General features: G+C 53.3%; 16 protein-coding genes and 1 other RNA gene. 15 read left to right on the top strand and 2 right to left on the bottom strand.

Annotated features, from left to right (window positions below; translation table 11 throughout):
• Position 1: 1 nt before the first annotated feature.
• The 6 genes from BLT02_RS06770 to BLT02_RS06795 all read left to right on the top strand — a co-directional run bounded on the left by BLT02_RS06770 (position 2) and on the right by BLT02_RS06795 (position 6,874).
• Positions 2-1,672: an MBL fold metallo-hydrolase gene (locus BLT02_RS06770; RefSeq protein WP_175453728.1), complete on the top strand. Its 1,671-nt coding sequence runs from the start codon at positions 2-4 to the stop codon at positions 1,670-1,672.
• Positions 1,673-1,693: 21 nt separating this feature from the next.
• Positions 1,694-2,359 (top strand): (d)CMP kinase, encoded by a 666-nt coding sequence (gene cmk / locus BLT02_RS06775; protein ID WP_092992866.1) that lies wholly within the window; start codon positions 1,694-1,696, stop codon positions 2,357-2,359.
• Between the two features lie 124 nt (positions 2,360-2,483).
• On the top strand, positions 2,484-3,341 hold the full coding sequence (ispH, locus tag BLT02_RS06780) for a 4-hydroxy-3-methylbut-2-enyl diphosphate reductase (protein ID WP_092992868.1): 858 nt from the start codon (positions 2,484-2,486) through the stop codon (positions 3,339-3,341).
• Positions 3,322-4,485 (top strand): 30S ribosomal protein S1, encoded by a 1,164-nt coding sequence (gene rpsA / locus BLT02_RS06785; protein WP_092992870.1) that lies wholly within the window; start codon positions 3,322-3,324, stop codon positions 4,483-4,485. Before ispH ends, rpsA begins: the two co-directional genes overlap by 20 nt.
• Positions 4,486-4,718: 233 nt before the next feature.
• Positions 4,719-5,819, top strand: a complete 1,101-nt coding sequence (locus BLT02_RS06790) for an NAD-dependent epimerase/dehydratase family protein (RefSeq protein ID WP_092992872.1) — start codon at positions 4,719-4,721, stop codon at positions 5,817-5,819.
• A 62-nt stretch (positions 5,820-5,881) separates the two neighbouring features.
• Positions 5,882-6,874 carry a glycosyltransferase family 2 protein gene (locus BLT02_RS06795; protein ID WP_092992874.1) on the top strand — a complete coding sequence of 331 codons (993 nt, stop codon included), beginning with the start codon at positions 5,882-5,884 and terminating at the stop codon, positions 6,872-6,874.
• A gap of 272 nt (positions 6,875-7,146) precedes the next feature.
• Here BLT02_RS06795 and BLT02_RS06800 read toward each other — a convergent pair whose 3' ends face one another.
• Positions 7,147-7,728 (bottom strand): cytidylate kinase-like family protein, encoded by a 582-nt coding sequence (locus tag BLT02_RS06800; protein ID WP_092992876.1) that lies wholly within the window; start codon positions 7,726-7,728, stop codon positions 7,147-7,149.
• Between the two features lie 826 nt (positions 7,729-8,554).
• The gene (locus tag BLT02_RS06805) at positions 8,555-9,679 is read right to left on the bottom strand and encodes a ribonuclease H-like domain-containing protein (protein WP_175453729.1); all 1,125 of its coding nucleotides are present in this window, start codon (positions 9,677-9,679) and stop codon (positions 8,555-8,557) included.
• A gap of 566 nt (positions 9,680-10,245) precedes the next feature.
• Between BLT02_RS06805 and BLT02_RS06810 the strand changes: the two genes are divergently transcribed.
• The 9 genes from BLT02_RS06810 (at position 10,246) to BLT02_RS06860 (ending at position 25,039) form a co-directional block, all read left to right on the top strand.
• Positions 10,246-12,141 (top strand): fructose-1,6-bisphosphatase, encoded by a 1,896-nt coding sequence (locus BLT02_RS06810; protein WP_092992880.1) that lies wholly within the window; start codon positions 10,246-10,248, stop codon positions 12,139-12,141.
• A gap of 424 nt (positions 12,142-12,565) precedes the next feature.
• Entirely contained in the window at positions 12,566-14,053 is a 1,488-nt protein-coding gene (gene thrC, locus BLT02_RS06820) for a threonine synthase (RefSeq protein ID WP_092992884.1), read from the top strand.
• Positions 14,054-14,109: 56 nt separating this feature from the next.
• Entirely contained in the window at positions 14,110-16,065 is a 1,956-nt protein-coding gene (locus tag BLT02_RS06825; protein ID WP_092992886.1) for an aminopeptidase P family protein, read from the top strand.
• 276 nt (positions 16,066-16,341) lie between these two features.
• A non-coding RNA gene (gene ssrS, locus BLT02_RS06830) (6S RNA) lies at positions 16,342-16,533 on the top strand.
• Positions 16,534-16,821: 288 nt separating this feature from the next.
• Positions 16,822-17,844 (top strand): phenylalanine--tRNA ligase subunit alpha, encoded by a 1,023-nt coding sequence (pheS, locus tag BLT02_RS06840; RefSeq protein ID WP_092992890.1) that lies wholly within the window; start codon positions 16,822-16,824, stop codon positions 17,842-17,844.
• A 253-nt stretch (positions 17,845-18,097) separates the two neighbouring features.
• Positions 18,098-20,605, top strand: coding sequence for a phenylalanine--tRNA ligase subunit beta (gene pheT / locus BLT02_RS06845; RefSeq protein ID WP_092992892.1), 2,508 nt, complete (start codon positions 18,098-18,100; stop codon positions 20,603-20,605).
• A gap of 278 nt (positions 20,606-20,883) precedes the next feature.
• On the top strand, positions 20,884-22,338 hold the full coding sequence (locus BLT02_RS06850; RefSeq protein WP_092992894.1) for an aminopeptidase: 1,455 nt from the start codon (positions 20,884-20,886) through the stop codon (positions 22,336-22,338).
• A 27-nt stretch (positions 22,339-22,365) separates the two neighbouring features.
• Positions 22,366-23,460 (top strand): tRNA preQ1(34) S-adenosylmethionine ribosyltransferase-isomerase QueA, encoded by a 1,095-nt coding sequence (gene queA, locus BLT02_RS06855; protein ID WP_092992896.1) that lies wholly within the window; start codon positions 22,366-22,368, stop codon positions 23,458-23,460.
• Between the two features lie 70 nt (positions 23,461-23,530).
• Positions 23,531-25,039 carry a glycosyltransferase family 2 protein gene (locus BLT02_RS06860; protein ID WP_092992898.1) on the top strand — a complete coding sequence of 503 codons (1,509 nt, stop codon included), beginning with the start codon at positions 23,531-23,533 and terminating at the stop codon, positions 25,037-25,039.
• Positions 25,040-25,204: the final 165 nt, after the last annotated feature.

Raw genomic sequence — 25,204 nt, forward strand, 5'->3', positions numbered from 1 at the left:
TATGAGATTGTTAACTGAGAAAAAGATGAAAAAGAAAAGCCACAGGACAGAGTCTGAGCGCAGAGGAGGAAAGAGTGCCCGCACAGGGCTTTGCACTGCGTTTGTGACGGGATTTATGATCGTGACAGGGCTGATCGGGACAGCCGCCGGCTGTCTGGCCTCCGGGGCGGACCTGCCGGCGGATCCCTGCAGCCTCTTTATTAAGACGGTACAGGCCGGAACAGTATCCGCAAAGGCAGCTGAACCCTACATGAAGATTACCGTGATCGATTACGGCTCAGGCAGTTCTGTCTACGGGGACGCGACACTTCTGGAATCAGGCGGACAATATCTGCTCATCGACACCGGAGCCAGAGATCCCAACAATACAGTCATCAAATATCTGAAAAAGAAAGGTATAAGGAATCTGAGCCTGTATATCTCTCATTTTCACGAAGACCACTGTTACTATGCCGCCAGTATCATAGGTGATTCCTGGTTTAAGCTGAAAAAGGTCTATCTGGCCAACCCCGACAGTGCAAAGCACTATCTGACCAGCTACAGCAAAAACCACAGAAGAAAGTTTTACGACGCATGCAAAAATGCGGTGAACTATTACAACAAGATCCTCGCGGCAGCCCGCCGCAAAAAGATCCCGGTCAAAGGACTCAGGAAGGGTGACACCTTCTCGATCGGGGCCGTGAACGCCAAAGTTCTCTGGGACCGCAACCAGCGGCCGGTGGAGGTCTTTGACCCCTACGATGTGACCGGTACAGGATATATCAACAACAGCTCACTGGTGACGAAATTTACCTTCCGGAAACGGAGCTTTCTCACCGCCGGAGATATTGAGTGCTCCACTGAGAGAGACCTGCTTGCCTCGGGCGCGGACCTTTCCGCCGATATTTTCAAGCTCAACCACCACGGGATCTGGAGCGCCAATACAGAGGCCTTCCTCAGGGCGGTCAATCCCTGTTATGTCTACTACGCCTATAAAAAGAATGGTTCAGATCCCGAGTACAGGAGATTCGGCGCTGCCGCCGATGTGTCGGCGACCATGAGAAAGCTCGCGCCCAAGTATAATATACTGGGAAACCGCTACAATGGAACCATCACCTACAAGGTGCAGTTCAATACGATCACTGTCAGCGCGGAACGCCACATCAAGAAAAAGAGTATTCAGGTCCGCAACGACTGGAACGGAAAGATCCGCACCCAGACGCTGGTCTATAATGACGCACAGAGTCTTCATCTGGACAAGCGGATGCTTTTTTCCGGGACAAAGCTGGTGACTGGAACAGCTGCTGATCCCTCAAAAACCTATAACGGCTGGGTGAAGGATTCCAAAGGCTGGAGATACCGGACGAAAAAAGGAAAATGGCTGGCGGGCGGATGGAAGACGATCGGCTCCAGTACCTATTATTTTACCAATAACGGCTACCGTCACGAGGGCTGGCTCAAGCTCAATGGCAAAATGTACTTCATGAGCCGGGTCGGAGTCCGGCAGCTGGGCTGGCAGATGATCGACGGCAAGGTGTACTATTTCCTGAAAAACGGCACCATGGCAACCGGAAAAACCTGGATCGGGGGGAAGGTCTGGCCGCTTCGTTCAAACGGGAGCCTTGACCTGTCCAAAATGAAAGCTCCCGGCATCGGGATCCTGACCGTGGAGCACCGCCATACTACCAAATAAGATACCGACAAGGAGGCCTGCATTATGATAAACATCGCGATCGATGGACCGGCAGGGGCCGGAAAGAGCACCATCGCAAAGAGAGTGGCAAAAGAATTGTCCTATATTTATGTGGATACAGGTGCTATGTACAGGGCTATGGCGCTCTATCTGCACCGCCTCGGGATCAGCGCCGAGGATACAGAGAAAATCGCCGAATCCTGTTCAGGGGCGGAAATCTCGATCGAGTATATTGACGGCGAACAGGTCGTCCTGCTCGGCGGTGAAAACGTGAACCCCCTTCTCCGCACCAGGGAGGTCAGCGAAATGGCCTCCAAAAGCAGCGCAGTCCCGCAGGTGAGGACAAGACTGGTACAGCTCCAGCAGGAGCTCGGAAAAAAGCAGAACGTTGTCATGGACGGCCGGGATATCGGGACGGTGGTCCTTCCGGACGCTCAGGTCAAGATCTACCTGACAGCCAGTGTGGACGTCAGGGCAAGACGCCGCTGGCTGGAACTGAAGGAAAAAGGAGAGGATCCGGTCTTTGAGGAGATCGCCCGGGAGATTGAGGAGCGGGACAACAGGGATATGACCCGGGAGGTCTCCCCCCTGAGGATCGCGGATGACGCTGTTCTGGTGGACAGCTCCGCCATGACCATAGAAGAAGTGGCCGAGTATATCCTGAAGATCGTCCACAGCCGGGTATGAACCCCGTCTCCTGATCATTTGATTTACGTTATTTGATCTGATCATTATTGATCTGATTATTATTGATTTGATTATTATTTGATCTGATCATTATTTGATCTGATTATTTGAAAGGAACAGACATTTGAGCAAACCTGAAATCATCCTTGCCCGCAGCGCGGGGTTCTGCTTTGGAGTGCAGCGCGCGGTCAGCAAAGTATATGACGAGACGGACAGGGGAGGCGACATTTATACCTACGGCCCCATCATCCACAACACAGAAGTGGTTGCCGATCTGGAAAAGCGCGGAGTCCATGTCGTCGAATCGGCCGAGGAGATCAGTTCCCTGAAGCGGGGGACGGTCATCATCCGGTCCCATGGCGTGTCAAGAGAGATCGATACCCTGATCAGGGAGAGCGGGCTCAGGTGCATAGACGCCACCTGCCCCTTTGTCAAGAGGATCCACAGGACTGTGGAAGCAGCGAGCGCGGAGGGAAAAAAGATCGTCATCATCGGAAACCCCGTCCATCCGGAGGTGATGGGGATCATGGGGTGGTCCTCGACACCCGTCACGGTCATCCAGACAGCACAGGAAGCTGCTGAATTTGAGGCTCCCGAGGAAGCGGAGATCTGCGTAGTGGCTCAGACCACTTTTAACGCAAATAAATTTAAAGATTTAGTTGATATTTTGAAGAAAAATAGGTACAATGTTCTTTGTGTGAATACAATCTGTAATGCGACGCACGAGCGGCAGTCGGAAGCAAAGGCCATTGCCGGCCGCGCGGACATTATGATTGTAATCGGAGACCGGAGCAGCTCCAATTCGGCAAAGCTTTACGAGATCTGCAGAAAGGAGTGCCCGAACACCCATTTCATACAAACGTGGAACGACTTACATCTTACTCTGACTGGTGCAGAAAAGGTGATAGGCATTACCGCGGGGGCTTCGACCCCAAAGAATATCATTGAGGAGGTTTATAACCATGTCAGAGCAGACCTTTGAACAAATGTTGGACGAATCGTTCAAGACCATTCACACCGGAGAGGTAGTCGAGGGACAGATCATCGACGTCAAGCCCGATGAGGCGATCCTGAATATCGGCGCAAAGTCGGACGGCATTCTCACCAGGAATGAGTACACGAACGATCATTCTGTTGATCTCACAGAAGTCCTGCACGTAGGCGACAAACTTGAAGTCAAGATTCTGAAAGTGAATGACGGAGACGGCCAGGTCGTCCTTTCCTACAAGCGCCTCGCGGCAGACCGCGGCAACAAGCGCATTGAGGAAGCGTACAACAACAAGGAAGTTCTCACTGCCAAGGTCACACAGGTCCTTTCCGGCGGTCTGAGCGTTGTTGTTGAGGAAGTCAGAGTATTCATCCCTGCAAGCCTTGTCTCCGATACTTATGAGAGAGACCTGAGCAAGTATCTCGGACAGGATATTGAGTTCGTGATCACCGAGTACAATCCGCACAGGCGCAGATATATTGGTGACCGCAAGCAGCTTCTCGTTGCAAAGCGCCAGGAAATGCAGCGTAAGCTCTTCGAGACCATCCACCCCGGCGATACAGTCGAGGGTACTGTCAAGAATATCACAGATTTCGGTGCTTTCATCGATCTGGGCGGTGCAGACGGACTGCTGCACATTTCCGAGATGAGCTGGGGCCGCGTCGAGAATCCCAAGAAGGTCTTCAAGGTCGGCGAGCAGCTCCGCGTCCTGATCAAGGACATCCAGGGAACAAAGATCGCCCTTTCCCTGAAGTTCCCGGAGGAGAATCCCTGGGTCGGTGCTGCTGAGAAGTATGCAGCCGGCACGATCGTCACCGGCAAAGTTGCCAGGATGACCGATTTTGGCGCGTTTGTTGAGCTTGAGCCCGGCATCGATGCCCTGCTTCATGTCTCCCAGATCGCCCGCGAGCACATCGACAAGCCTTCGGATGTCCTCAAGACCGGACAGGAAGTCACAGCCAAGATCGTGGACTTCAACGAAGACAGCAACAAGATCAGCCTGAGCGTCAAACAGCTCCTCATCGACAAGGAGCGTGAGAGACGTGCTGCTGAGCGCGCAAATGCCGATGCTGACACCGAGACCGTTGATGTCGACGCTTTTGTGAATGCTCAGAGAGATAAAGAGGACGCTGAATAATTTTCCGGGATCTTATGGTTCCGAAAAAAGCGACACGGAATAATCTGATTGTGCAGAGTGTGTTTACAGGCACCTGAATGATTCTGATTTTCGGGCCGGAATCCCTGCGGGTTCCGGCCTTTTCCTTTCGGATCCGGCTCACGCGTACCTGACGCGGGCAGATGAATGAAGGCGGCTTTGTCTCCCCTTTTATTCGCATATCGGAATCCGGGGCACATTTCCAGGAGATCGTTATGGATTTGACGGAAAATACTGCAGTGAAAACTACTGAAGCGAATACTGTTCTTAATACTGTTCTTATAGAAGATATTGAAAGGACACTGAAACTCCCCCTCCTGAAGGAGCTTTGTGGAAAGACTGTCCTCATTACCGGCGCGACCGGTCTGATCGGGCAGACTCTGACCAGGGTACTTCTGCAGTACGGAGCCGGAGAGGGACCTGAAAAAAAGATCCATGTCATCGCCTGTGTCCGGGACAGGGAGAAGGCAGACCGCCTCTTCGAGGGCTTTGCCAGCGGCAATCTCACTTACCTGGTCTGCGATATTGCATCCCTGCACACAAAGAAGGCTGAACGCAAAGTCGACTACATGATCCATGCGGCGAGCCAGACATCCAGCAGGGCCTTTGTCGAACAGCCTGTGGAAACGATTTTTACCGCTGTGAACGGAACGAGGAGCGCCCTGGAATTTGCCCGCCAAAATGAGGTGCAGTGCTTTGTTTACCTGTCCACGATGGAGGTATACGGAGCTCCCGTCGATGATGAAAAGATCGATGAAAAACACGGGACAAATCTGGACACCATGCATCCAAGAAGCTGTTACCCCGAATCCAAGAGACTGTGCGAGGTCCTCTGCGCTTCCTGGCAGAAGGAGTACGGTGTCCCTGTCCGCGTCCTGCGCCTGACCCAGACCTTCGGACCGGGAGTGCGCTATGACGACGGCCGCGTCTTTGCGGAGTTTGCCCGCTGTGTTATCGAAGGCCGGGACATCGTCCTGAAGACAGAAGGACTGACCTGCCGTTCTTACCTCTATACCGCAGACGCGGTCTCCGCGATCCTGACCGTCCTGCTCCGGGGCAGCGACGGAGAGGCGTATAATGCCGCCAATGAAGAGACCTACTGCAGTATCAGGGAGATGGCGGATCTGGCTGCCCGGGAATGCGCGGAGGGAAAGATCAAAGTCCGGATCGAGGCGGACAGGGATCCCTCGGTGTTCGGCTATGCCCCCACCCTCCACATGAATCTGGACACTTCAAAGCTTCGCACGCTGGGATGGCACCCCTCCTGCGGCCTTGCGGAGGCGTATCGGAGAATGATTAAATCGATGCAGCCGTGAAACAAGGAACCTGTAATACCTTTCTCTGAAACCGCAGACAACCACCTGGGAGAATCAATTCTATGGAAAAAATACTGAGCGTATCGATCGCCTCCTACAATGTCGAAAACTACATCAAAAGAGCCCTGGACTCCTGCTGTATCCCGGAGATCATGGACAGGCTGGAAGTGATCGTCGTAAACGACGGTTCCACAGACCACACTCTGGAGATCGCGAAGGAATATGAGGAAAAATATCCTGAGACCTTCCGCGTGATCGACAAGGAAAACGGAGGCTACGGATCCACTGTAAATGCCTCGATCCGGGCCGCGCGGGGGAAATATTTCCGCCTGCTGGACGGGGATGACTGGTTTGACAGAGAAGGGCTTACAGCTTTTGTAGACGAGCTTACAGATGCTCAGGAGGATATGGTCATTGCCCGATTCAAGAGGGTCTTTGAGGAGGACGGGCACGAGGAGGTCCGGGACGAAGCGGAGGATATCAGTGAGAAAGTGGTGCGCTTCGATGATCTGGGCTGCCATGACTGGTTTACCATGCATGCCGTCACCTACAGGACCAGGATCCTGCAGGAGAACAACATCCGGCTGACAGAGCACTGCTTCTACACAGACCAGGAATACGATCTCCTTCCCCTGCCCTGGGTGGATACTGTCCGGATCTTCCCCCAGGTAGTCTACTGCTACAGGATCGGCCGGGGGGAACAGAGCGTCAGTCCGGAGGGCCTGGAAAAACACTACAATGACCAGACCGTGGTTTTGAAAAGGCTCTATACGGTATACCCGGATGTCGGGCTGAAGAAGACAGCAAAGGACACCTACATTTTTAACTATTTTGTCCTGCGCACCTTCCTGCAGATCAAGGTCTACCTTGTGATCTCTCAGTCCAATCTCCACAAACAGGAGCTCATCAATTTCCTTGACTACTTGAAGAGGGAACAGCCGCTCATTTACAAGGAACTGAGGCGTACCAGCAAGATCCTGAATATCTTACTGCTGACCCGGTACCGTGCCTACGGGATCCTTCACAAAAGGATGCAGAAGGAGTACAGATACTGATCCAGGACCCGCCTCCGAGTCTTACGCGATGAAGCAGGTTTCCCTTGATGAAGCAGGTTTCCCTTTTTGCGCGCGTATCCCACGACTGAAGCCACGGGTCTTGCGCGATGAAGAAAATGAAGAATAAAAAGCCCCGCCGGATACCTGATCTGTACCGGCGGGGCTTTCTATTTGATCCATATTAATATCAATGCTGATTAATACACATTTCGGGAGTCCCTGCCTGCAGACCGGGAATCCCTGTCCTCGTTCAGGAATCAGAGGAAGTACGCTCAGTCGTCTTTGACCATAAACTCTATGATATCGACGACCCTGTCAATGCCCATCTCGGAATTGAAGCAGGCGTCGTAATTTCTGTAATCACCGAATTTATAGCTTGTGAAGTGGTTGTAGTAATCTCTGCGTTCCTGATCTTTACGCTTGATCAGGTTCGGGAATGCAGCCAGATCGTCGCCGTAGACTTCCAGCGCACGTTTTGCGCGCGCCTCCTTCGGAGCGTAAATGAAGAATTTCTTGATGTTGTCGCGGTCTTTCAGGATATAGTCTCCGCAGCTGCCTACGATGACACAGCTTCCCTTGTCGGCGATGTCATTGAGGACTTTTCTGCGGGCGCCGAAAATACGATCCGGAATCGGGATGATGCCTCTGGCGGCGTTGATGCCGTAGAAATAACCGGATACTTCTTTTTCTGCCCAATTCTTGATCGTCTGCTCATCAAGACCGCTTTCCTGTGCGAGCATGGTGATGATTTCCTTGTCATAGAAATCGATTCCCAGCCGCTTGGCCAGCTCCTCTCCGATCTGGCGGCCTCCTGAACCATACTCTCTGCTGATTGTGATGATCTTGTTCCCCATTGCGTTACCTCCCTCTGGATAAAATATGTCTGCCTGCAATCAATGAAAACTTGCAGCCGAAGAAGCAACGTTCCGCGCCGCTGCAGGTTATCTGCTGCCCGGCCGCGTTTTTTAAGGACGCAGCCGGACAGGATCCTGTCCATAAATCAGGCTTATGAACAATCTTCTTAATAACCATACATACTGTGTCCGTACTCAGAAAGTACTGTTTGATAACACATCTTCATGTAACACATTTTCCCATGTCGCGACGGCAATCAGCCTGATTAATTGTCTCGCAACTTACCTAAATTCTACAATGAAATTAGAAAAATGTCAATTTTTATACAAAAGTGAGGCTCTGTTAATCATTTAACGTGCTACAGTACACGCCCTATCGAGGGCGTGTACTGTAGCTTGCGAAAATCCCATTCCAAATCGCTTCGCGATGGGATTTTCGCCGTAAAACTCGGGTTTTTCGCGAAAAAGCCGCGAAAAACACCTCGAGTTTCGAGGGAGTCTGTACTGTAACTTTAACGTAACTACACACGCCCTATTGAGGGCGTGTATAGTAACGTGCGAAAATCCCATTCCAACAATGCGAAGCTTTGTTATCGCCGCGCGATGGGGATTTTCGTCATAAAACTCGGGTTTTTCGCGAAAAGCGCGCGAAAAACTCCTCGAATTTCGTGCCGGTCTGAAAAGTAACCATTTAACTGGTAACAGACCTGCCTGTAGGGAGGCAGGGGAGGGAGACAGGGGACGGTCTGTACGGTGGCATTAACTGTACAGTCTGAAACGGATTTCAGTCTGAGAGCAGGGAAGAAAACGCAGCTGTACCGGAGAATCACGGCTTCCGGAAAATAATATGCCGCAGTACATAGTCCGCATAGTCTGAGAGGGCTGCGCGGTCTTTTTTCATGTCGTCGGAGAACTCGAAAAAGATATCCTTGTCCTCAAAACCGCGTTTGAAAAAAGGAGTGCGGTAGAGGTCCCACTGGGGCAGATAGGAGGCGGTTTTGCGGGTATAGCAGGTCTCCGGCCTGGCCTGGATGCGCCGGTCCGGAGCCACAAAGGAGGCAATATATTTGTGGATCGCCATGTCTTCCGCAGGCAGATAGTAGTAGTCTTTGTAATTGGCGTAAAAATACTTCATTTCCTCGGTGTAGAGCGGGATCTTGAGCACGCCGTTTTCTCCCTCGATCTTGAGATAGCAGTGGTCCGCGCCGGCATAGATCCGGGCAGGGAGAAGGAAATCCAGTGAAAAGCGAACGAGGAGTTCCTCCGCCTGCTTTCCCTCGTGGTCAGTGTAGTAGTTGGCCTGGGCCCGGGTGACAGTCACATTCATCTCTTCCAGGCGGGAAAAGGCGGAGAGGGACAAAAGCCCCAGGAGCCCCTCCACGTTGGCGGCGTTATGCCCGACCAGGCGGTCCAGCATTTCCCTCGAGGGGAGGAGAAGGTATTTTTTGTAGGCGTCGATCATCGCTTTTCCGTCTTCATTTTCTGTGCGCCCGGTCCCGATACAGAACTCCACAGTCTGCTGCCGGTAGTCCGGCAGGCCCAGAAGATGCCGGTAGGGAGCGATGTAGCCGTACAGATCGACGGATTCCATCGACAAAAAGGAAGAGGCGGCGGATCCTTCCTTCAGCAGACCGTTTGCCTCCATGCGCGCGCGAAGGAAGGGAAGATCAAAGCGGTTGCCATTGTAATTGACCACATACCTGTATTTTTCGCAAAAGATCAGGAAGGAAGAGAGGAGCATTTTTTCATCTGTCCCTGTGTCGTCGAACCACTGGGTCAGCTGCCACCCCTCCGGCTGCATGCAGATGCAGCCGATCAGATAGACCGCGCTTTTTTCGCGGCTGATGCCGGTGGTCTCGATATCCAGAAACAGGACATCCAGTGCTCCGGCAGGCACGTCGGGAAGGGAAAACTCAGTATCCAGACCAACAGGTTTGCTGATGATGCGCATGGCGTTCCTTTCATCGTTTTGAAAACGGAAATCTATTTTCATTACAGCTGAGCAGCTAAAAAACAGTTTACCACAGGAAATAAATGGCGCAAGGAGATATTGGCAGGGAATACTCCAATATTCCTGTATGCTCCGGTAAATGAACCTTGTATGCAGTCAGCAGCCCCAGAGGGTCACTCATATTCACACCCCGGCCGGGGGATGAATAATCTGCCCGGGGAATGACCATGAAATGAAAGGTTTCCATGGAATTTTTTTGACTTTAACAGGTTTCAAATGTAAATATCTATGAACATATTATAATAGATTAAGCAGCAAGTCCCGGTCAGTCATTCTGATCTGAATCGTAGAGAAGTTCCGGATTAAGGCACGGTATATATTCTTTTCTGAATCGATGAGAAGTTCTTGATTTTTGCGCGGTATAAATACTTTTCTGAGTCGACGGGAAGTTCCGGATTTTCGATATGGTATGAATTTTTTACGGAATCAAAATGACCGTAAATACATAATAACCTCAGGCATAAAATGACCGGAATCAGGAAGAAATCAGACGTCAGGAGAAGAATATGAAAACATCATCGGAATACAGAAAAGTACTGGAATTGTTGGCCCAGGATTATCCGAACCGTCGGGCAGCCTTCGCAGAGATCATCAACCTGCAGGCGATCATGAACCTTCCCAAGGGGACAGAGCATTTTCTGAGTGACCCTCACGGAGAATATGAGGCTTTCAAACACATTTTGAACAACTGCTCCGGTGTGATCCGGGAGAAGGTGCAGCTGGTCTTTGGAGATACGATGACGGCGGGCGAGCAGGCGGAGCTCTGCACCCTGATCTATTATCCCCGGGAGGAACTGGCGCGGATGCATGCCAGGGGCAGGATCTACCGGGAGCAGTATAAGCAGATCCTTGACCGGCTGATAGAATTGACAAGATATCTGTCCTCCAAATACACCCGTTCCAGAGTCAGAAAAGCCATGCCGGAGGAGTTTGCTTTTATTATCGATGAGCTTCTGCACGCCCAGAAGGACGAGGATGACAACCGGACGCTCTACCACGCCAGGATCTATGATTCCATCCTGGATACGGAAAGCGCGGATTATTTTATCATAGCCCTCTGTGAGCTGGCGAAGCGTCTGACAGTAGACAGGCTGCACATTCTGGGCGATATCTTTGACCGGGGTGAACACGCGGACAAGATCATGGACCTGCTCAGGGAGTACAAGAATGAGCTCGACATCCAGTGGGGCAACCACGATGCCCTGTGGATGGGCGCCGCTGCAGGCAATCTCTGCAGCATCATGAACTGTATTAATAACAACGTCAAATATGGAAACTATGAAGTGCTGGAGAACGGCTACGGGATCAGCATGCGGTCCCTGGTGCTGTTCGCGGAGAAGACTTATCTGTCGGACGATGTTATGGACCCTCTTAAAAAGGCCATCTCCGTGCTGATGTTCAAGACAGAGGGACAGCTGCTCCACCGCCATCCGGAGTACCGGATGGACGACCGCAATCTCTTTGAAAAAATAGACTGGAAGAACTACACGGTGGAGATTGAGGGCGTAACCTATCCGCTGAAGACAAAGGACTTCCCTACGGTCGATCCGGAGGATCCCCTGCGCCTGACCGCAGAGGAGGAGCAGGTCCTGGAGGAACTCCGCCACGCGTTCATGAATTCCGTGCGCCTGCGCCATCACATGGACTTCCTGTTTTCCCACGGCTCCATGTATCTCTGCGTCAATGAAAACCTGCTCTTCCACGGCTGCATCCCGCTGGATGAGGACGGAAATTTCGAACAGGTGGATTTCTGGGACGAACCGGTACACGGAAAAGCCCTCCTCGACAAGGTGGATGAGGTGGCCCGCTATGCCTGGAGCACAGGCAGTCCCGACAGCGTGGACTATTTATGGTATATGTGGTGCGGCTATAATTCCCCCTTGTTCGGCAAGATCATCAAGACCTTCGAGCGCACCTACATCGTCGACGAGTCGACCTGGAAGGAACCCAGGAACACCTATTACACGTTCAACCGCGAAAAAAGAACTGCAAAGATGATCCTGCATGAATTCGGCCTTTACTCCGACCGCAGCCATATCATCAACGGCCATACCCCGGTCAATCTGAAAAAGGGAGAGAAGCCTGTCCGCGCGGAAGGCTGCCTGTATGTCATCGACGGCGGCTTCTGCAAGGCTTATCAGAAGACTACCGGCATTGCCGGCTATACACTGATCTTTAACTCCCATGGACTCAAGCTCAAGACCCACCAGCCTTTTGAGAGTCTCGAAAAAGCCCTGGAGGAAAACGTGGATATTCACTCCGACACGGAGATCGTGGAGGTCGAAGACCGCCGCGTCATGGTCGCTGACACCGACGACGGCATCCGGCTCCGCGAGAGGATCGGAGATCTCAAGAATCTCCTGAGAGCCTACCGCAGCGGTACTCTCCGCGAGAGGAATTAAGGAACTGTTTCTTAAATAACAGCCGGCACATTCCCTGTCACTTCATCCTGTCACTTTATTCTGTCGCTTTACTAAAGTGAATGCTGGAGCAGAAAAGTGCCTGGAATGCGCGCGGTATAATGATCTGCATTAAGATCAGGTCCGGCAGGCCAATGTCCAGCCGGGCCTGATTGTTTTTTTCTTTGTGTTATTCCCTGTTTTATGATATAGTGTATGTTTGTCCGGAAAATGTCCTGCGACGGACCCCGGGAGGCGTTCTGTTTTTTCTTTACAGGGACGCGCTGCCGGATGCAGATATCAACGGTACGGATATCATTAACTGCAGATATCATCATCCGCGGATATCATTATCTACAGATATCATTGGGTACAGATATCTTTGGGTAAAGGTATCATTGGGTAAAGATATCAATGAGGAGGAAGTATGAAGGAGATCTTATATAAGAGTACGCGGTCGGACAGCGCGCCTGTCTCTGCTTCAAAAGCGATCCTGATGGGCCTGGCCCAGGACGGCGGTCTGTTTGTCCCTACACAGATTCCGGCATTTGATAAAACACTTTCGGAGCTGGCAGGGATGGATTATCGCGGCGTCGCCTATGAAGTGATGAAGCTGCTGCTCACCGATTTTACGGAAGAAGAGCTGAAGGGATGCATTGAGCGTGCTTACGGGGACAATTTCGATGTGAAGGAGATCGTCCCGCTGCATAATGCGGACGGCGCTTACCTCCTCGAACTCTTCCATGGCCCGACGATCGCGTTCAAGGACATGGCTCTCCAGATCCTGCCGCATCTGATGACCACTTCGATGAAAAAGAACCGGGAGGACAAGGAAGTTGTCATCCTGACAGCGACCAGCGGAGATACCGGCAAGGCTGCCATGGCCGGCTTTGCGGATGTCGCCGGCACGCGGATCATGGTCTTTTATCCCAAGGACGGCGTCTCCTCCATCCAGGAGCGTCAGATGGTGACCCAGAAGGGTGACAATACCCGTGTGGTCGGCATCCGGGGGAATTTTGACGACGCACAGAGCGAAGTAAAGCGCATTTTTGGAGATGCCGCTCTGCGCGGGGAGATGGCGGAAAAAGGGTTTGCCTTCTCCTCGGCCAACTCGATCAACATCGGACGTCTCGTCCCCCAGATCGTCTATTATGTCTTCGCCTATACCAGACTCCTGAAGGACGGTGTGATCCGCGAAGGGGAAAAGATCAATATCGTAGTCCCGACCGGAAATTTCGGCAATATCCTGGCGGCTTATTATGCTTCAGGGATGGGGCTGCCGGTCGCGAAGCTCCTGTGCGCTTCCAATTCCAATAAAGTCCTGTTTGATTTCTTTACTACAGGTACCTATGACCGGAACCGCGACTTCATCCTGACCAGCTCGCCGTCTATGGACATCCTGATCTCCTCGAATCTGGAGCGTCTGATCTATCACATCAGCGGAAACGATTCGGCAGCTACGGCGGCTCTTATGAAGGACCTCAGTGAAAAGGGCTCTTATGCCATCACTGATCAGATGAAGGAAGGACTCTCCCTGTTTGAAGGCGGTTATGCCACGGAGGAGGAGACGGCTGCCGCGATCCGCAGGCTCTATGAGGCAGACGGATATGTCATCGATCCTCACACAGCCGTCGCTGTCCATGTCTATGACGCTTACCGCAGTAAGACAGGGGACACCACCCCTGCGGTCATTGCATCAACGGCAAGCCCCTTCAAATTTGAGAACAGCGTTATGCGTGCCCTGGGTGAGCCTGCAGAACTGCCTGATCTCGAGCTTGCGGACCGCCTGAGCGAAAAGGCCGGTGTGCCGGTGCCGGAAGCCGTCAACGTACTCAGGACCGCCCCTGTACGCCATAACATCGTGTGCGGACAGGAGGGTATGAAGGAGGAAGTGCGGAGATTTCTCGGGTTATAAACCTGATTCTGTCCTATTAAGGAGTGTTATGGAAATCTGTCCTCTTGAGGAGTGTTATGGAAAACAGTAAGATCAAGTCCAGACTGTCGCTGCTGAGGGAAAAAATGTCCCGCCTGGGGATCGATTATTTCCTGATCCCGACAGCGGACTTTCACAACTCGGAATATGTGGCTCCCTATTTTCAGACAAGAGCATATTTCTGCGGATTTACCGGTTCCAACGGAACCCTGGTCGTCGGCATGGAGGAAGCCGGGCTCTGGACAGACGGCCGGTATTTTATCCAGGCGGAAAAAGAACTCCGGGGTACCGGTGTGGATCTGTACAGAGAGGGAGAAGAGGGCGTCCCCACAGCAGCTCAATGGCTCGCGGACCGGTTTGGCAGGGCTGCGAAAGCACAGGACAATGGGGAGAAATCCCGGGCTCTCGCTCTGGGCTTTGACGGGCGCTGTGTCAATGTTGCGCAGAAGAGGCAGTTTCAGAAAAAGCTCTCTGCGTTCGGAGTGCGGTTTGTCACAGACACGGACCCCGCGGAGGGGATCTGGACAGACAGGCCTGCGAGACCGGCAGCTCCCGCATTTGTCCTCGAGGAGAAATACGCCGGGGAGAGTGCTCCTTCCAAGCTGGAACGTCTTCGCGGGAAGATGCGCGGGGCGGGAGCCGGGATCTATGTAGAGAACAGGCTCGAAAACCTGATGTGGCTGTTCAATCTCCGCGGCAGGGATGTGGAGTGTACACCGGTTTCGCTCTGCTTTGGCGTCATCACGATGAAGGATCAGGTCCTCTTTATTCAGGAGAGTGCCGTGACCGGCCAGGTGCAGGCCTATGCGGACCGGATCGGCCTGGAGCTCCACCCCTATGATGATGTGTTCAATTATCTGGAGCAGCCCGGGCTTTACAGTCAGGAACAGGGAGCGGTCTGCCGGGTCCTTTTTAATCCTGCATCGCTCAGCGTCAGGCTCCGGGAAGCTGTGCTAAAGGGCCGTCAGGCTCTGATTGACAGCACGGAGATCACCGGGATGTCTCAGACTGCAGGCAGGGGGAATAGACCGGGATTCCCCGGGCGCCATTTTGATGTGGAGAAAAGAAGCCCTGTCGAGGACTTTAAGGCAGTCAAGAACGCAGCCGAGCTGAAAAACATCCGGGACTGTTACCGGGAGGACTCCGCAGCAGTCTGCCGGTTCCTTTTCTGGCTGCACAAAAATAAGGAAGACGGGAAGATCGGCAGCCTGACCGAGATGGACGCGGCGGCAAAAATGGATTCCCTTCGCGCGCAGATCAGCGATTATGTCGACCTGTCCTTCGGTACGATCTCAGCTTACGGGCCCAATGCCGCAATGATGCATTATACGGCAAAAGAAGGGGAATGCGCACAGCTGCAGCCGGAGGGGATGCTCCTTGTGGACTGCGGAGGTCAATACCTGCGCGGGACTACGGATGTGACGCGCACCATGGCCCTGGGACCTGTCACGCAGGATATGCGGAAACACTATACACTGACTGCTGTCGGAAACCTTCAGCTTCTGGACGCGGTCTTCCTCTACGGCTGTACCGGCCGGAATGTGGACATCCTGGCAAGGCAGCCGCTCTGGCGCACCTTCGTGGATTATAAATGCGGGACAGGGCACGGGATCGGATATCTTCTGAGTGTCCATGAGGGTCCCCAGAACATTCGCTGGCGTTTTATCGGAGGCATGGAGGAGGCTGTACTGGAACCCGGTATGATCGTCTCCGACGAACCCGGTGTCTACATTGAGGGGCAGTACGGGATCCGGATCGAAACGATCCTCGAAGTCGTCGAAGCGGCGAAAAACGGCGACGGGAGATTCCTGCGCTTTGAGCCCCTGACCCTGGTGCCGCTCGACCCGGCGCTCATTGATCCCGCATATCTGACCCCTCAGACCACAGAGGTCCTCAACCGGTATCACGCGAGGGTCTATGAAGAGATCGCGCCTCTGCTGACGCAGGAGGAGAGTGAGTGGCTGTACACCCAGACCAGACCGGTCACATGCTGACCGGCGGGTGAACCGAAACATATTGGCTGACATATTAGCTGCTGCACACGCCCTGTCGAGGGCGTGCACTGCAGCTTGAGAAAATCCCATTCCACCAATGCGAAGCTTTGTTATCGCCTCGCGATGGGATTTTCGCCGTAAAACCCGGGTTTTCCGCGAAAAGCTGCGAAAACCGCCTCGAATTTCGAGGGGATCTGTACGGTAACACATATTGTTCCATATCTATACAATATCTATACAACAGTTGTCATCCGGCAGGTAAGTGTGGTATAATAATCTCACCTGAGATGCCAGTCATCTGCCATTTTGAACCTACAATTACTTTAAACGGGACTCTCATATTGCTGTGTCGATGTCAGGCCTTCCGTGCTCTTGCACCGGCAGAGGAAGATTGAAGCACATGCTGCGGACACCCACCTGGCATGCGTGCTAGGAGTCAAAATGCAGGTTCGGCGTTTCAGGTTTTTTTTGTGCCCTGAAGGTACTGAATGGACTGAAAGCGCTGATTATAAAGCACTGATTGTAAAAGCACGGATTGTAGAAATACGGAATATATCTGAAAGTGTTGAATGGATCTGAAAGTGTTGAATGGATCGGAAAGTGTTGAATGGATCTGAAAGTACTGAATATATCTGAAAGCACTGAATGGATCTGAAAGGATCCTGAGAGGATCTGTATAATATTCATGCATATGAGGCCTCCCCGAAGGCCTTGAATGATAGAAGCATATTATTTCAGCAAGAAGGATTTAGGAAAATGTTTAAGGAAGAACTGGAGAAGATCAGAAAAGAGGCGCAGCAGCGTCTCGAGCAGAGTGATTCGCTGGACAAGATCAATGAGATCCGCGTCGGCGTCCTCGGAAAGAAAGGAAGCCTCAAGGACATCCTCAAGGGGATGAAGAATGTGCCTGCGGAGGAACGTCCGAAGGTCGGTCAGATGGTCAATGATGTCCGCGTGGAGATCGAAGAAGCCATCGCGAAGGCTCAGAAGACCATCGAGCGCAAGGTGCAGGAGCAGCGGCTCGCGGCGGAGACCATTGATGTCACCCTGCCCGCCAAACGCATGGCGAGAGGCCACAGCCACCCCAATGTGATCGCCCTCAAGGAGATGGAACGCATTTTTGTCGGTATGGGCTACGAGGTCATCGAAGGCCCTGAGGTTGAGCGTGATTATTACAATTTCGAGGCACTGAATATTCCTGCGGACCATCCCGCAAAGGACGAACAGGATACCTTCTATATCAACGGGGATATCCTTCTGCGCACACAGACCTCCTCCACACAGATCCACGCGATGGAGAGCGGCCGGATCCCGATCCGCATGATCGCGCCCGGAAGAGTCTACCGCTCCGACGCTGTCGATGCTACCCATTCCCCGACCTTCCACCAGGTAGAGGGGCTTGTAGTCGACAAGGGCATCACTTTCGCGGACCTGAAGGGAACACTGGACGAATTTGCCAAAAAGCTGTTTGGCGAAGAGACCAGGACCCGCTTCCGTCCCCACCATTTCCCTTTCACCGAGCCCAGCGCGGAAATGGATGTCAGCTGCTTCAAGTGCGGCGGCAAAGGCTGCAGTTTCTGCAAGGGTGAAGGCTGGATCGAGATCCTCGGCTGCGGCATGGTGCACCCGCACGTGCTGGAGATGAGCGGCATCGATCCCGACGTATACAGCGGTTTCGCCTTCGGCGTAGGTCTGGAGAGGATCGCCCTTCTCAACTATGAGATCGACGACATGAGGCTGCTGTATGAAAACGACATCCGGTTCCTGAATCAGTTCTGAGACTGAAACATATCTGGCGGAAAGAACTGTTATTTATCTTATTTATCAGATTCTTATTTTGGCAGAGATGATTCAGCGGAACAGTAAAAATACTGTGTTGACAGAACTGTGTTGAAGGAAAGCAGCAGAGGCTTTTTGCTGTTTCCCGAAAACAGACTTTGAGAAAAGGGTTAATCGTTTTTTCAAAACGGATGTTGTAAAGCTCCCGGACCGGTTCCGGGAAAAGAAAGGGAATAAAAAGGGTTTAGTTAGAATGAATACACCGATTTCATGGCTGAAAGCATATGTACCGGGGCTGGAATGCACCGATAAGGAATACAATGACCGGATGACGATGACCGGCACCAAGGTGGACGGCGTCGAGCGTCTGGACAAAAATCTGGAAAAAATCGTGGTGGGCAGGGTCCTGTCCATCGAGAAGCACCCTGATGCGGACAAACTGGTCGTCTGCCAGGTGGATGTGGGAGAAGAGACTGTGCAGATCGTCACAGGTGCCCCCAACGTCTTTGAGGGCGCGCTGGTTCCCGTGGTCCTGGACGGCGGCCGTGTGGCCGGCGGACATGACGGCGGCCCCCTCCCTGAGAACGGGATCAAGATCAAGGCCGGCAAGCTCCGCGGCGTTCCGTCCGCAGGCATGATGTGCGCCATCGAGGAGCTGGGAAGCGACCACAACGCCTATCCCGAGGCTCCTGAGAACGGCATCTATATCTTCCCCGAGGCCCTCGGCCCCGTGACAGAGGCGGAGACCTGTGCGCTGGCGGCTGCCGGAAAGCTGGACAGCGAGGAAGCCCGCGCAATGAACCCCGTGAAACCCGGTATGGATGCCCTGGAGCTCCTGGGTCTGAGGGATACAGTTTTTGAATATGAGATCACATCCAACCGCGTGGACTGCTACAGCCTTCTGGGCGTGGCGCGCGAAGCGGCAGTTACTTTTGGAAAGCCTTTTGAAGAGCCTGATGTGACCCCCGCAGCCGACGAGCAAGGAGATGTAAATGATTATATTTCCATCGAGGTAAAGGATCCCGACCTGTGCAGCCGCTATACAGCCCGTGTCTGCAAGGATGTAAAGATCGGCCCCTCCCCTTGGTGGATGCAGAGAAGGCTCTCTGCCTGCGGGATCCGTCCCATCAACAATCTGGTCGACATCACCAACTATGTCATGGTCGAATACGGCCAGCCCATGCACGCCTTTGACCTCGATACGGTCGAGGGACACAAGATCGTCGTGCGCCGCGCGCAGGACGGAGACATGTTCCAGACCCTGGACGGCCAGATGCGCCGGATGGACCACGATGTCCTGATGATCTGCGACGCTGAAAAGGAGATCGGTATTGCAGGTATCATGGGCGGTGAGAACTCCAAGATCACGGACGAAGTGAAGACCGTTCTTTTCGAGTCCGCGACCTTCAACGGTCCCAATATCCGCAAGTCCGCCAAGAGGATCGGCCTCCGCACCGATGCGTCCGGTATTTTTGAAAAGGGACTTCATCCCACCAACGCCGAGGCGGCGGTCAACCGCGCCTGCCAGCTGATGCGGGAGCTGGGCTGCGGTGTCCCCGTAAAGGGCCTTGCCGATGTCTGCGAGCCCATCCCGGACCGCGTCCGCATCCCCTTCAATGCAGGTGATATCAATGCCTTCCTCGGCACTGATTACGATGAGAAGACCATGCTCGACATTTTCGCGAAGCTGGAGATGGACTATGACTCTGAGAAAAAAGAAGTCGTCGTCCCTTATTTCCGCCAGGATGTCAAAGCCATGTGCGACTTGGCCGAGGAAGTAGCCCGTTTCACCGGTTATGAAAATATCCCGATGACCCTGCCGGGCGGCGAATCCATGATGGGAGGCCTGACCTACAAGATGCGCGTCCAGGACAAGGCCCGTGAGATCGCCATGTTCAACGGATTCTCCGAGGCCATGACCTATTCCTTCGAGAGCCCGAAGGTCTTTGACCGTCTGCTCTTTGCGGAGGATGCCCCCGAGCGTCAGGCGATCCGCATCGCGAATCCCCTGGGCGAGGACTTTTCCATGATGCGCACGACTCCTCTCAATGGCATGCTGACCAGTCTTGCGACCAACTACAACCGCCGCAATAAGGATGCCCGTCTGTTTGAGCTCGCCAACGTCTACATCCCGAAGGCTCTGCCTCTCACCGAGCTCCCCGACGAGCGTTCCATGTTCACCCTGGGCATGTATGGAGAAGGCGACTTCTTCACCATGAAGGGCGTGATCGAGGAGTTCTTCCAGTCTGTCGGCATGAAGGAAAAAATGGTCTGCGACCCGAAGGCAGGTCGACCCTTCCTGCATCCCGGCCGCCAGGCCCTGATCCGCTACAAGGATGAGATCCTGGGATACTTCGGTGAGGTCCACCCTGATACGGCAGGTGCCTATGGAATCGGCGGGCGTGCGATCATCGCGGTCATAGACCTGCAGAGCGTCATTCCTCACACTGCTTTTGATTATCATTATACCGGAATCGCCAAGTATCCGGCAGTTTCCAGGGACATCAGTATGCTGGTGCCCAAGGCTGTGACGGCAGGAGAGATCGAAGCGATTATCGCCCAGCGCGGCGGAAAGATCCTTGAGTCCTACGGCCTCTTCGATATTTACGAGGGTGCCCAGGTCCGTCCCGGCTTCAAATCCATGGCCTATAACCTCGTTTTCCGCCACAAGGAAAAGACCCTTGAGGAAGCCGAGATCACTGCGGCCATGAAGAAGATCCTGAACGGCCTGGAGAGCCTGGGGATCGAGCTCCGCAGCTGATCAGGATAACAGGAGGCCTGAACATCAGGTTTTCCCGGAGTCCGATCTCCGGAAACTACAGATGTCAATATTCGGAACCTGAATATCGCGGGATGAAACTGAGCACGCGTATATGCAGGCCGGGGAGAATACACAGGTCTTCCCGGCCTGTTTTTACAGTTTCTATTTGAAACTGTATATATTTTGAAATAGAATAGATTTAACATTATATTGTATTTTGAAATAACAGCTAATAATTCTATAACTAAGTATTTATATTTTTAACCTCAGGAGACATTATGGAACGATTAAACGCATGGAATACTTATGATCTCGCTGCGCAGGATGCCTGCATGACATTTGCGGAAGGCTACAAGAGCTTTCTGGATGAAGGCAAGACAGAGCGCGAGTGTGTTGATTACTTCGTAGAAGAAGCGGAAAAGAACGGTTACATTGAGCTCGGGCGCGCGATCGCGGAAGGAAAAGAGCTGAAAGCGGGCGACTGTGTCTATAGTGTGTGGATGAACAAGTCCATGGCCCTCTTCAGGATCGGCGAGAAGCCCTTCGAAGAAGGAATGAATATTCTCGGTGCCCACATCGATTCCCCCCGTCTGGATGTCAAGCAGAATCCTCTCTATGAGGACGGCGGGATCGGTTATCTGGATACCCACTATTACGGCGGGATAAAAAAATACCAGTATGTGACACTTCCTCTGGCCCTTCACGGTGTCGTGGTCAAAAAGAGCGGGGAGACCATCCTCGTAAATATCGGTGAAGAGGACGACGATCCGGTCTTTTTCGTGTCGGACCTGCTTCCCCACCTTGCCCAGGACCAGATGAAAAAGAACGCTTCCACCTTTATCGAGGGTGAAGTCCTGGATCTGATCATCGGCAGCCAGCCTGTGGTGATCGATGCCGACACAAAGCCCGTGAAAAAGGGAGAAAAGGATGAAACGGCGGATAAAAAAGCCTCTGAAAAGAGCACAGTGACCAAAGCCCTCCTCAAGATCCTCAAGGACGTCTATGGGATTGAGGAAGAGGACTTCATCTCTGCGGAACTGGAAATCGTTCCCGCAGGAAAGGCCAGAGATGCCGGCCTGGACCGCAGCATGGTGCTTGCCTACGGGCAGGACGACCGCGTCTGCGCCTACCCCTCCTTCCGCGCCCAGATGGAAGTAACGGATATTGCCCGCACGAGCTGTACCCTGCTCGTGGACAAGGAGGAGATCGGCAGCGTCGGCGCGACCGGCATGCAGTCCCGCTTTTTTGAGAATGCCCTCGCAGAGGTCATGTCTCTCTGCGGCCAGTATTCCGAGCTTGCTCTCCGCCGGACCCTTGCCAACAGCGCTATGCTCTCCTCTGATGTGAGCGCTGCTTTCGACCCTTCCTATGCGGCTGCTTTTGAAAAGAAAAACGCCTGCTTCCTGGGCTGTGGTATGGTTTTTAACAAATTCACCGGCGCCCGCGGCAAATCCGGTTCCAACGACGCGAACGCGGAATACCTCGGCGCCCTGCGCAAGGTCATGGACGACGCCAGTGTCCTTTACCAGACGGCGGAGCTCGGCAGGGTCGACCTGGGCGGCGGCGGCACCATTGCCTATATCCTTGCCCTTTACGGCATGAACGTCATCGACAGCGGTGTGGCAGTGCTCAGCATGCACGCTCCCTGGGAGGCGACCAGCAAGGCGGACATTTACGAAGCCTATAAGGGGTACAAGGCATTTCTGCAGAAAATGGATATGAGGAATATGTGATAAGGCGGATTTTTCAGGACCAACAAAATGAACACTACACAAACACCTTCCCCTGCGGTGCCCGTCGGGCACCGCACGGCGGATTACTATTTTGAGCTGCCCCAGGAACTGATCGCCCAGGATCCGCTTGAGGACCGATCCTCCTCCCGGCTCCTGGTCATGGACAGGAACACCGGAGAGGTCACACATGGCACTTTTCGGGATATCCTTCGATATCTTCACCCGGGGGACGCGCTGATCCTCAATGACACGAAGGTGATCCCGGCGAGACTTCTGGGCGAAAGGGAGGGCACCGGCGCCTCTATAGAGATCCTGCTTTTAAAGCGCATGGAAAAGGATGTCTGGGAGTGCCTCGTGCGGCCAGGCAAAAAGCTCAGGCCCGGTGCCCGGGCAGTATTCGGCGACGGGAGCCTGAAGGCTGAGATCCTGGAGGTCGTGGAGGGCGGCAACCGCCTGGTGCGTTTTGAATTTGAGGGGATTTTCGAGGAGGTCCTGGACCGGCTCGGAGAGATGCCTCTGCCTCCCTATATAACACATAAGCTTAAAGACCGCGGCCGCTATCAGACAGTCTATGCGAGATACGAGGGATCCGCGGCTGCTCCCACAGCCGGTCTGCATTTCACACCGGAATTACTGGATGAGGTGCGTGCGCTTGGGGTTCAGACAGGCTTTGTGACCCTGCATGTCGGCTTAGGTACCTTCCGGCCGGTCAAGGTGGACGATGTGGAGCAGCATACCATGCATACCGAGTGGTACAACGTGCCGGAGGAAACCGCGGACCTCATCAACCGCACGCACCAGGCAGGCGGCCGCGTCATCTGCGTCGGCACGACCAGCTGCCGCACTGTTGAGAGCGCGGCGGATGAGAACGGGATCGTCCACGCCGGCAGCGACGACACTTCGATTTTTATTTATCCGGGTTATCATTTTAAGACGATGGACGGCCTGATCACAAATTTCCACCTGCCGGAATCCACCCTGATCATGCTGGTCAGCGCCTTCGCAGGCAGGGAGCATGTGCTGAAGGCTTATGAAGAAGCTGTGAGAGAAAGATACAGATTTTTTAGTTTTGGTGATGCCATGTTCATCGCGGATCATACAAAAATCGAAACTGTTTCTTAAATGATTTTCAAATAACATGTGCAACTTTCAAAAGTAATTACGGTCAGCGCCTGAACCGGGGGAAGCGGATATGAAAAACAAGACTTTTCGGACACATCTGAATACTCTGGGTACTATTGAGATCTCCGTCATCATCCCTGCCCACAATGCGGAAAAAACGCTTAGACGGGCTGTGGAGAGTGCCTGCAGGGAACTGGGGCTGCTGTCAGGAAAGTCAGGGGCATCTCCGGAGGCAGGCAGCAGAGCGGGTGAAGGGAACCCGGCGGATGCTGTGCATCTCAGAGAGCCGGAACGGGTGCCTGAGACAAAGGGCGAACAGACCGCGAATCCGGAACAGGTGCCTGAGACAAAGGGCGAACAGACCGCGAATCCGGAACAGGTGCCTGAGACAAGGGGAGAACAGGCCTGGAATCCGGAGAGGGAGCCTGCCCGGACCAGTGACAGGGCTGATGCTCCTGCTTCCCGCTATGAGGTGCTGATCGTAGAAAACGGGTCGGAAGACGGAACAGAATTCCTTGCCAGGACACTGGAACTGGAGCATCCGGGGGCAGTCCGCTTTCTGCGTTCTGAAAAGGGTGTTTCCAATGCCCGCAACAGGGGGCTGAAAGAGGCAAGGGGGACCTGGGTCCTGTTTCTGGACGCCGATGATTATCTCCTTGAGGGGGCAGGAACTGTGCTCCTTGATGACCTGCACTTTACGGGGACTGACCTGATCGTCCACAGCTATGAGGCGGGAAACCGCAGGGTTCATGTCTGCGGGCCGGAGGGTGAGCGGTATACGGGAAAACCGGTCAGAACCGGAGCGCAGGGGAAACTTTCAGGAACCCGGGATATTACAGGAAAAACTGCAGGTAAAACTGCAGGAAAAACTGTAGGAAATACTGCAGGAAATACTGCTGGGGATTCTGCCGGTGCAGTCTCCGGAAAGAAGCTGTTCTCCGGAAAACAAAATGTCGATGATGATCAGTCACAGACCGGGCCAATCGAAGAGATTATTGTACGTATGATCGAGGATCCCACACGGTATACGGCGGTATGGTCCAAGCTCTTCAGGCGGGAGAGGATCGAATATGGCAGGCTGAGGTTTGACCCGAACCTGAGACTCTCCGAGGACAGCCATTTCCTGATCCGCTATCTCTTTTTATGCAGGCGGATCCGTCTTTCTGACCGGCCTGTCTATCATTATTCAACGGATAATGTTTCTGTGGTCCGGAAATGGGACGGAAAAAAGGAGGAGGGATACAGAGACTCTCTGATCGCTGTCAGGGCTTGCCTGCAGACACAGCCCCTGTCCGTCCGGCAGGCTTTTTCAGCATACGGATTGATGCAGTTCAATCTGCTCATGGTCCGGGAGGTCTTTTCCCTGGACAGTCCTGAAAAATTTCTGCAGAAGATCCGCAGGATGAAGGAGATCAGGGAAGACGGACCCTTTGCGGAAGCCTTCCTCGGATTTGACGCCAGGCGCCACAAGGGGGCGAGATTTCTTCCTATCCGCCTGATCAAAAGCGGCCTGTATCCCGCTGCTGCCGCTGTTTACGAAGCGCGGGTCATGCAGAACGCGAAAAAAGAACGGTCTTAACCCCTCACGCTGCCGGTCACCCATTGACCAGACCCGCCACAATTATGAAAAATATGAAGTATCTTCACGTTTCATGGTCATACTGCGGCTCAGCCTGATCGACCGGAAACACTGTCTGCTCTGTTTGTGGATATTTCTCCTTTGGCCGCTGATCTGCCGGCGGCA

Origin of the sequence: Sarcina sp. DSM 11001, assembly GCF_900101015.1 — a bacterium.
Taxonomy (GTDB): domain Bacteria; phylum Bacillota; class Clostridia; order Lachnospirales; family Lachnospiraceae; genus CAG-791.